This is a genomic window from Candidatus Pelagibacter sp. Uisw_134_02, from assembly GCF_047720265.1.
GTDB lineage: Bacteria > Pseudomonadota > Alphaproteobacteria > Pelagibacterales > Pelagibacteraceae > Pelagibacter.
The window spans coordinates 972,815-984,768 of the sequence record NZ_CP159813.1 but is presented as its reverse complement, the minus strand read 5'-3'; the positions used below and the strand labels follow the sequence as shown (position 1 = coordinate 984,768).

The 11,954-nt window shown below is 26.5% G+C and carries 10 protein-coding genes and 2 tRNA genes; 7 read left to right on the top strand and 5 right to left on the bottom strand.

What is annotated here, in order from left to right:
• The first annotated feature begins 78 nt into the window (after nucleotides 1-78).
• The 5 genes from ABXT56_RS05380 (at nucleotide 79) to ABXT56_RS05360 (ending at nucleotide 5,569) form a co-directional block, all read left to right on the top strand.
• On the top strand, nucleotides 79-540 hold the full coding sequence (locus tag ABXT56_RS05380; protein WP_415299686.1) for a GatB/YqeY domain-containing protein: 462 nt from the start codon (nucleotides 79-81) through the stop codon (nucleotides 538-540).
• Nucleotides 540-2,315 carry a DNA primase gene (gene dnaG, locus ABXT56_RS05375; RefSeq protein ID WP_415299685.1) on the top strand — a complete coding sequence of 592 codons (1,776 nt, stop codon included), beginning with the start codon at nucleotides 540-542 and terminating at the stop codon, nucleotides 2,313-2,315. Before ABXT56_RS05380 ends, dnaG begins: the two co-directional genes overlap by 1 nt.
• 66 nt (nucleotides 2,316-2,381) lie before the next feature.
• Nucleotides 2,382-4,205, top strand: coding sequence for an RNA polymerase sigma factor RpoD (rpoD, locus tag ABXT56_RS05370; protein WP_415299684.1), 1,824 nt, complete (start codon nucleotides 2,382-2,384; stop codon nucleotides 4,203-4,205).
• Between the two features lie 26 nt (nucleotides 4,206-4,231).
• Complete coding sequence (locus tag ABXT56_RS05365; protein ID WP_415299683.1) at nucleotides 4,232-5,512, top strand: O-antigen ligase family protein; 1,281 nt, start codon at nucleotides 4,232-4,234, stop codon at nucleotides 5,510-5,512.
• Nucleotides 5,495-5,569: transfer RNA gene (locus ABXT56_RS05360), tRNA-Val, on the top strand. The genes ABXT56_RS05365 and ABXT56_RS05360 overlap by 18 nt, the downstream gene beginning before the upstream one ends.
• A gap of 38 nt (nucleotides 5,570-5,607) precedes the next feature.
• Here the strand turns inward: ABXT56_RS05360 and ABXT56_RS05355 are convergent.
• From ABXT56_RS05355 to ABXT56_RS05340, 4 genes are read right to left on the bottom strand one after another with little or no spacing between them, the layout of a single operon-like run.
• A complete protein-coding gene (locus ABXT56_RS05355; protein ID WP_415299682.1) occupies nucleotides 5,608-7,326 on the bottom strand; it encodes an ABC transporter ATP-binding protein in 1,719 nt (572 codons plus the stop codon).
• A 24-nt stretch (nucleotides 7,327-7,350) separates the two neighbouring features.
• Nucleotides 7,351-8,160: a TylF/MycF/NovP-related O-methyltransferase gene (locus ABXT56_RS05350; RefSeq protein ID WP_415299681.1), complete on the bottom strand. Its 810-nt coding sequence runs from the start codon at nucleotides 8,158-8,160 to the stop codon at nucleotides 7,351-7,353.
• 16 nt (nucleotides 8,161-8,176) lie between these two features.
• A complete protein-coding gene (locus ABXT56_RS05345) occupies nucleotides 8,177-9,229 on the bottom strand; it encodes an NAD-dependent epimerase/dehydratase family protein (protein ID WP_415299680.1) in 1,053 nt (350 codons plus the stop codon).
• Nucleotides 9,226-10,251 (bottom strand): hypothetical protein, encoded by a 1,026-nt coding sequence (locus ABXT56_RS05340; RefSeq protein ID WP_415299679.1) that lies wholly within the window; start codon nucleotides 10,249-10,251, stop codon nucleotides 9,226-9,228. Before ABXT56_RS05340 ends, ABXT56_RS05345 begins: the two co-directional genes overlap by 4 nt.
• A gap of 47 nt (nucleotides 10,252-10,298) precedes the next feature.
• Here ABXT56_RS05340 and ABXT56_RS05335 point away from each other — a divergent pair, with 47 nt between their 5' ends.
• A complete protein-coding gene (locus ABXT56_RS05335; protein WP_415299678.1) occupies nucleotides 10,299-11,066 on the top strand; it encodes a hypothetical protein in 768 nt (255 codons plus the stop codon).
• Here ABXT56_RS05335 and ABXT56_RS05330 read toward each other — a convergent pair.
• Nucleotides 11,049-11,771 carry an FkbM family methyltransferase gene (locus tag ABXT56_RS05330; protein WP_415299677.1) on the bottom strand — a complete coding sequence of 241 codons (723 nt, stop codon included), beginning with the start codon at nucleotides 11,769-11,771 and terminating at the stop codon, nucleotides 11,049-11,051. The genes ABXT56_RS05335 and ABXT56_RS05330 overlap by 18 nt on opposite strands.
• 105 nt (nucleotides 11,772-11,876) lie before the next feature.
• On the opposite strand from ABXT56_RS05330, the gene ABXT56_RS05325 reads away from it, so the two are divergent.
• Nucleotides 11,877-11,953 (top strand) — tRNA-Ile (locus tag ABXT56_RS05325).
• Nucleotide 11,954 lies beyond the last annotated feature (1 nt).

Genomic DNA, 11,954 nt, shown 5'->3' with positions numbered 1-11,954 from the left:
CAGAGATGTATTATAAAATTATAAAAAAACAATTTTTCTTTTGAAGAATTTTCACTTTGCAGTAGATTAAAAAATATTATGACATTGAAAGAAAAAATAGAAACTAACTATAAAAATTCTCTAAAATCAAAAAATAAGGTTGAAATCTCAACCTACAGGTTAATTTTATCTGGAATAAAAGATATTGATATTATCAATCGATCTGGCGCCGACATAAAAGAAACAGACGATGAGGATATTAAAAAACTTTTAAAGAAAATGATTAAGCAAAGAACCGAATCAATAGAGATCTATCAAAAAAATAACAGAATGGATTTGTTAGAAGTTGAGCAAAATGAATTTGATCTTTTATCTAGTTTTTTACCACAACAGTTAAACGATGAAGAAACTAAAAAAATATGCGTTGATGCAATAAGTAAATTGGGCGCTGCATCAATTAAAGACATGGGTAAAGTGATGGGTGAATTAAAAAAGTCATACCCTGACAATCTAGATTTTGCAAAAGCTGGACCTTTACTCAAAGAACTATTAAATAAATAATGAAATACCCAAAAGAGTATTTGGACGAAATTAAAACTCGTTTAAAAGTTTCGACAGTTGTATCAAAGTCTGTCAGTTTAAAAAAAAGAGGCAAAGAATTTGTAGGCTTATCACCTTTTAAAACTGAAAAAACACCCTCATTTACGGTTAATGATGAAAAAGAATTTTATCATTGTTTTGCAACATCAGAACATGGAAATATTTTTGATTTTGTAATGAAAACTCAAAATTTGAAATTTGGAGAAGCAGTAAAATCATTAGCAAATCTTGCAGGTATGAGACCTTATACATTTTCAAAGCAAGATGAAGAGCGTGAAAAAAATTGGCAAGAGTATTGCTCAATTTATAATCAATATGTTCAGTTTTATCACGATGAAGTTTTAAAAAATGAAAGTTTAACTATTGCGAGAGACTATTTAAAGAAAAGAAACCTTAGTAAAAATGAAGTTAAAAATTTTAAAATTGGATTTGTTGAAAGAAATTCTAATTTTTATGAAAAATTAAAAGATGAATTTAGTGAAAAAGTTTTAATTGAAAGTGGTCTTTTTTATTTAGATGAAAAAAAGAATACGTACGTTGAAAGATTTAGAGATAGAATAATATTTCCAATTAATAATATTTCAGGTCAGCCTATTGGATTGGGAGGAAGAACCATCCAAGAAAATAGTTATTCAGCAAAATATATTAATTCTCCTGAAACACCTTTTTTTAAAAAGGGTTCTAACTTATATAATTTAGATTTAGCAAGAAGATTATCCAATAAAATAGATCATGTATATTTGGTTGAGGGATATATGGATGTAGTTGGTTTAAGTAAAAATGGAATTGAAAATGTTGTAGCAAATCTTGGAACATCTTTAACGGATAGACAAATTTTAATGCTCAACCAATTCTTTGAAGATATAATTATCTGTTTTGATGGTGATGAAAGTGGATACAAAGCAGCACTAAGAGCAGCCGAAAACTCAATTAAAGAATTGCAACCTGAAAAACAGATATCATTTCTTTTTTTACCAGATGGAGAAGATCCAGATAGTTATGCAAACAAAAACGGAAAAGCTAACTTCATCGATTTTACAAAGCAGGCGAAAATTTCAATTCATCAGTTTATATTTAACCATTATAAACAGCAAACTAACAATAATCCTTCTTCAATGGCAATCTTTGAAAAAAAATTAAGATCTATTGCCAGAACTATTAAAGATGATTTTATTAAAAAATATGTACTTGAGTTTTTTTTAGAAAAAATTTCATCATTAACACCACATAGTAATGTAGGTAAGAAGCAGTTTTATACTAAAAAAATTAAATCGTTACAGTCAACTCAAAAGTATTTTAATGAAAGTAAATCGCTAAGTGTTGTAGAGCTTAAAGAATTTTCGTTGCTTTATTTAATAATGAACAATTTAGATATATTTCAAGAAAATATTCATTTAATTGAAAATATAAAATTATTTAGCGATGAGAATAAACTGATTTTTGAAACTCTTTTAACAAAACTGAAAAGTGGAGAGAGGCTCACTCTTCAAGAGATTCCTATCGATCCACAATTAGTTGAAAAAATTTTTAAATTTGCCTCAATCAAGCACATTTTGAATAATAACCAAAACAATCAAGATAAAATGTTTGAGTTATTAGAGGAAGTTTCTAAAGATCTAAAAAATTACGATTTAGAGTATAGAATTGAGGAGCTAGAGTCTAAATTTTCAAAGGATTTAAGTGAAACTACTTTTAATGAAATAAGAGAGCTAAAAAAAGATAAAAATATCAATTAAAACCATTAAAAAATACGTGGATTTTTCTAAAATTGCCCTTATATAAGACTTCTCAAGTATACTATTGTGGAAAGAATAATTACAAAATCATTTGCTAGGCTTATGGGTCGTGGAACTCATAGAGGCTTCATAACTTTTGAAGAGTTAAATAAATCTTTGGGCAAGAGAAATCTTTCAGATGAAAATTTAGAACAAGCATTTATGCATATACTGGATGAGAGTGTTGCTCTAGTTGAAAAAAAATCTGATTTTAAAGTCTTAAGAAAGAAAGAAAATTCATCAAAAGAAGAAGGCAAAACTATTGAAAAGAGTGACGACCCAATAAGAATGTATTTAAGAGAGATGGGTGGTGTAGAGCTTTTGTCCCGAGAAGGTGAGATTGCAATTGCAAAAAGAATAGAAGCAGGAAAAGATGTTATGCTTATCGCATTAGCTCAAAGTCCAATTACTGCGCAGCAATTTTTAGAATGGGATGAAAAACTTCAAAAGGATGAAATTTTAGTTAGAGAAATTATAGACATCGATACCAATTATATGGAAGATGAAAACACAGGTCCGAGTGCCAAACAAAGAAATTCTGGTGAGACTGATAAAAATGAAGAAAATACAGGTGATGATGATGAATTTAACCCAACACTTGCTGCAATGGAAACTGAGATTAAACCTAAAGTTTTAAAGACAGTTAATACATTAACCAAAGAGTATGGAAAATTAATCAAGTATCAAAAAGAAAAGTTAGATTGTATTTTAAATTCAATAAATTTTTCAACAGCTAAAGAAAAAGGATATGAAAAAATTGTAAAAGATATTTTAGAAAATATCAAATCTCTTCAATTATCTCCATCAGTATTAGAAGAATTAGTCCAAAAACATTATGTTGAAAACAAAAAAATTGTTTCCTTGGAAGGAAATCTTTTAAGGTTAGCAATGGATCAAAAAATACCAAGAAATGAATTTATTAAATTTTATATAGGAAATGAAATCAATCCAAATCTCAAGAAATTTCTTGATACTAATTCCATGTGGAAGCAGTTTTTCTCTAAAAATAAAGATGAGTTTAAAAATATAAGGGAAAGACTTATAGAGATAAGCCACAAACTTGGAATTTCTGTTACTGATTATAAAAAATTAGTTAGCAGAGTTCAAAAAGGAGAAAAAGAATCTAGAATTGCAAAAAAAGAAATGGTTGAAGCAAATTTAAGATTGGTAATTTCAATTGCTAAAAAATACACAAATAGAGGACTTCAATTTTTAGACCTTATACAAGAGGGAAATATTGGTCTTATGAAAGCTGTAGATAAGTTTGAATATAGAAGGGGTTATAAATTTTCAACATATGCTACCTGGTGGATAAGACAGGCAATTACAAGATCTATTGCTGATCAAGCTCGCACAATAAGAATTCCAGTCCACATGATTGAGACAATAAATAAAATAGTAAGAACACAAAGATTAATTTTAAGTGAGTTTGGTAGAGAAGCAACCCCAGAGGAATTAGCAAAAAAATTAAGAATGCCTTTAGATAAAGTTAGAAAAGTTTTAAAAATATCAAAAGAACCAGTTTCTCTTGAAAAACCAGTGGGAGATGAAGAGGATAGCAGTTTAGGTGATTTTATTGAAGACACAAAAGCATTAGCACCCTTAGAACAGGCAATTAAATCTAATTTAAGCGAGGCTACCACTAAAATTTTATCAACTTTAACACCAAGAGAAGAAAGAGTGCTCAGAATGAGATTTGGTGTTGGCATGAATACTGATCACACACTAGAAGAGGTTGGTTTGCAGTTTTCTGTAACAAGGGAGCGTATTAGACAAATAGAAGCAAAAGCTCTTAGAAAACTAAAACATCCTAGTCGGTCTAAGCAATTAAAAAGTTTTCTTGAAAGCTAGCCTTTAATACAGATAAAATTTTGAAAATGCTCAAAAATCATTTGTCAGGTAATTTTTTATTAATTCTAGTATCCTTAATACCAGTTTCTGTAATATTGGGGCCTTCAATTTCTTTGATAAATATTATTTTAATTTCATTTTGTTTTTTATTTTACTATAGAAAAAAAAATTTTTTTTCTATATTTAGGAATAAAACAATTATTTATTTATTGATAATTTATTTTTATTTTTTATTAAATTCTTTGAATTCTATTGATTATAGCAACGGATTTGCAAGAAACTTAGGTTTTTTTAGGTTCATTTTATTATTTTTTGCAATTAATTATTTATTTTCAAATAATAGTAATACAAATTTAGTATTTAAATTTTGGTTTGTAGTTACCTTTATTGTTTTGTTGGATATTTTTTTTGAGTTTTTTATAGGAAAAAATATTCTTGGCTATAGTGAGTCAAGCGGTTCACGTATTGTTAGTTTTTTTAAAGATGAAGCAGTTGTAGCAGGGTATTTAAATGGGTTTATTTTTATTATATTTGGATTTTTTTTTTCAAAATTTGATCAAAAATCAATTAATCAAAAATACTATATTTATTTAATACTGTTATCTTATTTTATTTGTATCATGGTCACTGGAGAAAGATCAAATACATTAAAATTTTTATTTGGAATAACAGTATTTTTGAGTCTAAACCATTTTATCAAATATAAACATAAACTCCTTTTTGGTTTTTTTGGAATTTTTATTATTTCAGTTAGCCTTATCAGTTCTGAAAGAATAAAATTGAGATATGGTGACCAACTAATCAATTTATATGTTCTTCCATTAATTGGGATGGAATATAGAGTAGAACAGGATAACAAAGAGAATATTTATTTTAAAGATAATTTATATATACAACATTATAAATCTGGGATTGAAGTTTTTAAAAAATATCCTTTACTTGGAGTTGGAAATAAAAACTATAGAATAGAAGCGTGTGAAAATAACTTAGAAAATAAATATCTTTGTAATACTCATCCTCATCAAATTTATCTTGAACTTTTATCTGAACATGGATTACTAGGCTCGTTATTATTATTATCAATTATTTTTTATTTAATATTTAAAAATTTTAAAATGATGATTAAATCAAATAATCTAATTCAACTTGGATCATTTTCATTTTTATTAACGAATTTTCTACCCTTGTTACCCAGTGGTTCTTTTTTTGGTGATTTTAATGCTACTTTATTTTGGTTAAATTTTTCAATATTTTATGCTTCAAATCCAGAAACTAACGTTTTTAAAAATGGGGGATTAGCTCAATAGTAGAGTACTCGATTGACATTCGAGGGGTAGTTGGAGCGTAACCAACATTCCCCACCAATAATAATTTATATAAGTTTCTAGTTTAATTTTTTCTGTTAACTAACTTTTCCATCTTTAACAGTAAAAATTTTATCACAATTTTCTAAGGTATTTACCCTGTGTGCGATCATTATTATAATCTTATTTTTTTTAAGTTTAATAATTTCTTTAATAATTTTTTCCTCTGTTTTGTAATCTAGTGAGCTAGTTGCTTCATCAAGTATTAATAAACTAGGATTATTATATAAGGCTCTAGCCAAGCCAAGTCTTTGTTTTTGACCTCCTGAAAGCCTAACTCCAGCCTCACCAATAAGTGTGTTCTCTTTATCTGGCAATCCATTTACGAATTCAGTTAAGCTAGCCTCATGGAGCACTCTTTGAATTTCGTCAAAGTCAATATCATCACTCTCTAAACTAAAAGCAATATTTGCTGCAATTGATTCATCACTTAAATATGTATCTTGAGGCACATATCCAATTCTTAAATTATTAAAAGTATTTTCATTAATTTTGGTATTATTAATTAATACTTCACCTTTATTTACTTTAAGCAAGCCAAGAATTATATCAACCAAGGTACTTTTGCCCGATCCAGTCACTCCACTAATCCCCACAATCTCTCCTTTTGAAATTTTAAAAGATACATTGTCAAAAATTTTTGCATTATCATTATAAGAGTACGAGATATTTTTTAATTCTATATTATTTAATTCTAAAATTTCTTTATTAGGAATTAAATTTTGATTTAATCTTTTTTTATTTTTATCTTCAATCAAAATCGATAAAGTCTCAATTATAGCTTTATGATTATAATTAATATTGTTTATAGATAAATTTATATTGATGAATCCTGGTATAGATCTAATTACAATTAATACAATCAATGTTAAAATTGGCAATACATCTTCTATTTGTTTTCCAGCCAAAACAAATGACATAAATATAATTACAATAGTTGTAACTGAAAATAGCTCCAGAATAATTTTAGGTGAGCGACCTATAAGATAGCTTATTACATGCGCAGAATATAATCTATTATTCTGGATGAAAAATCTTTTTATCCAGAATTCATTTTTATTAGAAAGTTTAATCAATTTTATAGATGAAAAAGTTTCTTTCAAATATCTCAATATATTTTCTTCATATCTGTTTGCTTTTGCACCTAAAATTTTCATTTTTTCTTTAATAAAAAAATAAAATAATAGAGTAAAAAATATCAATAATGCAAAAGTTATTATTGAAAGTTTGGCATTGAAAAATAACAAAGTAGTCATTAAGAATAACATTGTTAATACTTCTCTAAAAAGGACTAGATTACTAAAAATATAAGTCATTGATCTTCTTACTATAGCTGTACTGGAAGTTATTGAATTTGCAGGGTTATTTAAAGTGTGAAAAATATAAGGTTTATTTAGGATAGATCTTAATACATTTTTACAAAAATCTACTGTTAAATTTTTATTAATGTGACTTTCTGCATAATAAAAGAGGAAAAGAAAAATGTTTTTAAATAAAAAAATTACCACCAAAGTTACCGAGGCATAAATAGCGATTGCACTTTTATCCATGCTTAGCAATATAAGCCTGAGTGTTTCTAGAGGTATTTTTTCAATTAAAAAAATTGGGTTAGATAGCATGGTAATAAATCCTACCAAAGAACCAATGCTGGCAACCTCTAAAAGAGAAACAATAAAAGCAGAAAAATAAATAAATATTAAATATAACTTTTGTTTTTTATTTAATATGGAGTTTAAATCTTTTATAATTTTAAACATTAGTCTTTAAAGATAAGCTTAAATTTAGTCTTTGATTATTAATCTGCAAGTATAATCAACTCTATGCATCCACACCTTTTTATCAGCAAAGTATTCATCTACCGCCTTTTTTACGCCAGCACATCCGCCGTAATCATTTATATGAAGAATTCCACCTGAAACAATTCTAGGGTAGTAAACTTCCAGCTCGTGCTTAGTCGAGTCATATAAGTCAGTGTCTATTCTAGCAAGTGCTATTTTTGAAGGTACATTAGATTCTATATATAGAGTTTCTTCCACTTTTCCTTTAATAAATTTGGGCATATAATTGTCTGTGACACCTAATTTAATTAAGTTACTTCTAACCTGCTCTAAACTTGGAAAAAAATCTTTTTTAAGCTTACTATAATCTTTTTCTAGAACAGTAACCATGGTCTTCATATTTTTATCATGTTTAGAATAAACTGAGTGCCCAGAACCAAATGTATCATATGCATATATGTCTTTTTTCATTCCATATTTTTCAGCTAGCAAACAAATCATTGCTAGAGAACCACCTCTAAAGACTCCACATTCTAAAAGGTCGCCATCTATTTTTTTTTGTTCTAAATATTTCATAATCTGGATTAAAGACCATCGTATGGGTATTGTTGCAGAATTAATATAGGGATTAACTTTTTCGATTAGTTCTTTACTATAATTGTCATTATCAAATTCAACAACTAAATTCTCCCTTCTTTGAAGAAAATTATTAGTTTTAATAATTTCTAAACCAAACAAATTAAAGAATGATTTTATTGTTTTTTTCCAAAGTGGACGATTGATTTCAAAATTACTATTTATTCCTGGTTTCATTTATGTTTATAATTAATTATTTTTTAAGTTCTTCTTTTAATAAGTTCTCAATAATCATTTCAATATTATAAGTTTGCTTCCATTTTTTATAATCGTTAGAGAATTTTTTAGTGTTTGATATATACCACTGATGATCTCCAATTCTCGGTTTTTGTATCAGATTTTTTTTAATTTTAATAGATAGTTTTTTTTCTATCAAATCTATTGCTTCTAAAATTGAACAATTTGAATATGTTCCGCCACCAATGTTATATACTTTGCCAGATGTAGGTTTTAAAAAAAATTGCCAAAAACAATTAATTAAATCATGACTATGAATATTGTCTCTGACCTGTTTACCTTTAAACCCAATTAAATCATAAGTTCTATCCTTAATTGTTTTTTTAACTAAATAAGATAAAAATCCATGTAACTTTGCACCAGAGTGATTTGAGCCCGTTATACATCCAGCCCTAAAGCAGACAGTTTTTAAACCAATATTTTTTCCATATTCTTGAACCAACATATCTGCAGATAACTTTGACACACCAAATAAACTGTGTACACAATTATCAACATTTAAATCTTCATTAAACCCGTTCTTAAAGTTTTTGTTTATAATATTATATCTATTTTTTGTTTCTCTGAATTTGAATTTATTTGGATTGTCCCCATATACTTTATTTGTAGACAAAAATATAAAAGGAGAGAGTCTTGCGAATTCTTTAGTGTTATTTAATAAATTCAAAGTACCCTCAGCATTTATTGAAAAATCAGTAAATGGTTCTTTAATGGCCCAATCATGAGATGGTTGCCCCGCTGCATGAATAACCAATTTGATGTCTGAATTAAATTTTTTGAATATATCTCTAATTTTTTTTTTATTTCTAATATCACAATTTAAATGTGTATAATTTTTAAATTTATTTTTTAACCTACTTTTTATCCATTTAGTATCACCATCTTTACCAAAAAAATATTTTCTATAATTATTATCAATTCCTATGACATGAAAATTTTTCTTACAAAAAAACTCCACTGCTTCGGAACCAACCAAACCTGTTGAGCCTGTTATGATAATAGCACTCATTTAAAACCTCCTAAAAAATTAGGTAAAATTTTTTTTAAATGCCATAAATATAAAGAATGAATAATACTTGAATTATTAAATCCATTCATTATTTCATAAGTCTTATATCTCCTATTATTTGATATAAATTTAGCAACCTCAGAAATATTAGATCTCGAACAGATTAAATGTGGAACTCTTGATAAAATCAGAGCTTCTATTAAAGACTCCCTTCCAAGGTTGTATCTATGATTTGACCTTGCATAATAAGAGAACTCTTTTCTATTATTTGATCTAAAACTGTTAAAATAGCATAATTTTGAATCATATCTATTTTTAAATAATTCAAGATATTTTTTTTCTTCTGTTACTAAAAAAATTTTATCAAATTTTTTACTCAAAAGTAGTCTATCTGTCATTCTTAGAATTTGTTTCTCTGTGGGTGGAAAAGGGTGATTTGGCAAAACTTTATGGTCTGATCCTCTCCAGTGAACAGCAAGAATCTTTTTTTTTAAAAAATTTTTTTTAATAAATTTATTTGCTTCAATTATAAACTCTTTCTTAATATTCACATATTTTTTATATACTTTTATTAAATCTTTCTCATTTTCTTTGTAAGAAACAGACTGTTTGTGGAATAATTTATCAGATGAAAATATTACCTTTTTACTTTTATAAACTTCAGCCAATGTATATGGTGAAACTTGATCAAAATAGTACAACCAAGAATTATTAGTTCCATTAATTTTTTTTTCTTCACTATATAAATTAGTAAAATTTTCCATATCTACAATTGGAACAGCACCTAATTTATTAGCATGAATTAAGTGGTTTAGAACAAATAATAAGTTGGAGAATAGGCCACCACCATGAAATCTTTTTATAACATAGAAAAGTTTATTTTTGTTTTTTTCACCAAATGAGCATACTTTATATTCGGGTGCTTTTTTAACCCTTTCAAATAATATGTTTTTTTTTTGAAAAAAAGGTCTTTTTCTTGATCTCAAAAAAATTTTTATAAGTTGTTTTTTAAAAGAATTCATTTAATTATTATTTATAAAGTTAATATTTTAGTGATATAAAATCTATAGTGTATAATCCAAAAAATTTAAATTTCTATAGAAATGATACCTATTCTCAAAACGGTGAGGATGGAATTATAGAGGAAGTGTTAAAAAGACTTAATATTGATAATAATTTGGAAGTAGTTGAGTTTGGAGCTTGTGATGGCATATATTTATCTAACACATTCAACCTAATAAAAAAAAATAAAGTTAGCCTTGCTATATACATTGAAAGTGATTTAGATTTTTTTTCAAAATTAGAAAAAAATGCAAAGATCTATCCCTGTATAGTTCCTCTTAACAATCATATTGAATTTGGTTCAAATACTAAAAATAATCTAGATACGATATTAGCAAAAACTAAAGTTAAAAAAGACTTTGACATTTTATCTATTGATATAGACAGTTATGACTTAGATGTATTTTTATCAATAAAAAATTACAAACCAAAAGTTTTGATAATTGAAGCAAATAGGATGCTAAAAGGTATTTTTCACAAACATAATGAGAATATTCCAGGGAATAGTTTTAGTCGAATTATTCATGATGTTAAAAAAAAAAATTACATACCTATAGTTTTTACTGGAAATATTTTTTTTATTAACTCAGATTTTATTAAAGATATGAAAATTTTTGAAAAATTTATTAAAGAGCCTGGTTTGTTATATGATTACCATGATTTTTTTTATAAATATAAAGAAATGAATATCTATACTAAATTTTTATTTGCTCATTTTCCGATAAATTTTTTGAAATTTGCTTACAAAATTAAAAAACTATTTTCTTATAAATAAAATGTCCATATGATCTTGGTCAGGTTCTTTTGTGGAGGTAAAACCTTCTTTATTTAGCAATTTTTTTACCTCGAGCCATGTAGAACCGTTTTTATAAATTTCACCTGTACTAATTTCCACATTAATTGATTGACAATTTTTAAGAGAATTTGAACTTCCTTTAAAAAAAGATAGTTCACTACCCTGCACATCTATAATCCAATGGTTATAATCTTTTATTTCAATCTTGTTTGATTTAACGAATTCATCAAGTGTATTAGATTTTAATTTTATCTTACCATTCATTTTTAATGTTCTTGACCAAGTTTTATTTGGCCCTACTATTAACTGGCCAAATTGAAAAATTGATGAAGAAGCACCATCATTATTTGATAAAAAAAAATCATAATATTTATCCTTAGTATCAAGCAATAATTCACAAAATGCCTCTTGAAATTTATATTTAAAAAGATTTTCTTTAAGCGCTTTAAAAATTTTTGGGTTTGCCTCAATCCATATAACTTTTTTTCCAAACCATTCATATACAGGTGCTTCACTTCCTCTATGAGCCCCAACATGCAAAATTCCTTTAGAATTTCTAATTTTTGTAAGCATTACTTCTTCTGGTGCTTTTAGATTATAATCTCTTGGTTGAACTATTTTTTCTAGTTTCCAATTATTATTCTTTAAAATTTTTTTTATGAGGTTCTTAAGTATTTTTTTCATTTATATTTGGTTATATTTTGATAAATAATATACCATTCAATTAAATCATAACTGAAAAAATTTTCCTTGTTACTCATATAAAAGCATTGTATTGATGTATTTTTAGGGCCTGTAGCTCAGTTGGTTAGAGCAGTACACTCATAATGTATTGGTCCCAGGTTCGAGTCCTGGTGGGCCCACCAA

Coding starts and splice junctions, on each gene's coding strand:
- ABXT56_RS05380 (WP_415299686.1), top strand. CDS start 79: ATGACATTGAAAGAAAAAATAGAAACTAACTATAAAAATTCTCTAAAA.
- dnaG (WP_415299685.1), top strand. CDS start 540: ATGAAATACCCAAAAGAGTATTTGGACGAAATTAAAACTCGTTTAAAA.
- ABXT56_RS05365 (WP_415299683.1), top strand. CDS start 4,232: ATGCTCAAAAATCATTTGTCAGGTAATTTTTTATTAATTCTAGTATCC.
- ABXT56_RS05355 (WP_415299682.1), bottom strand. CDS start 7,326: ATGTTTAAAATTATAAAAGATTTAAACTCCATATTAAATAAAAAACAA.
- ABXT56_RS05350 (WP_415299681.1), bottom strand. CDS start 8,160: ATGAAACCAGGAATAAATAGTAATTTTGAAATCAATCGTCCACTTTGG.
- ABXT56_RS05345 (WP_415299680.1), bottom strand. CDS start 9,229: ATGAGTGCTATTATCATAACAGGCTCAACAGGTTTGGTTGGTTCCGAA.
- ABXT56_RS05340 (WP_415299679.1), bottom strand. CDS start 10,251: ATGAATTCTTTTAAAAAACAACTTATAAAAATTTTTTTGAGATCAAGA.
- ABXT56_RS05330 (WP_415299677.1), bottom strand. CDS start 11,771: ATGAAAAAAATACTTAAGAACCTCATAAAAAAAATTTTAAAGAATAAT.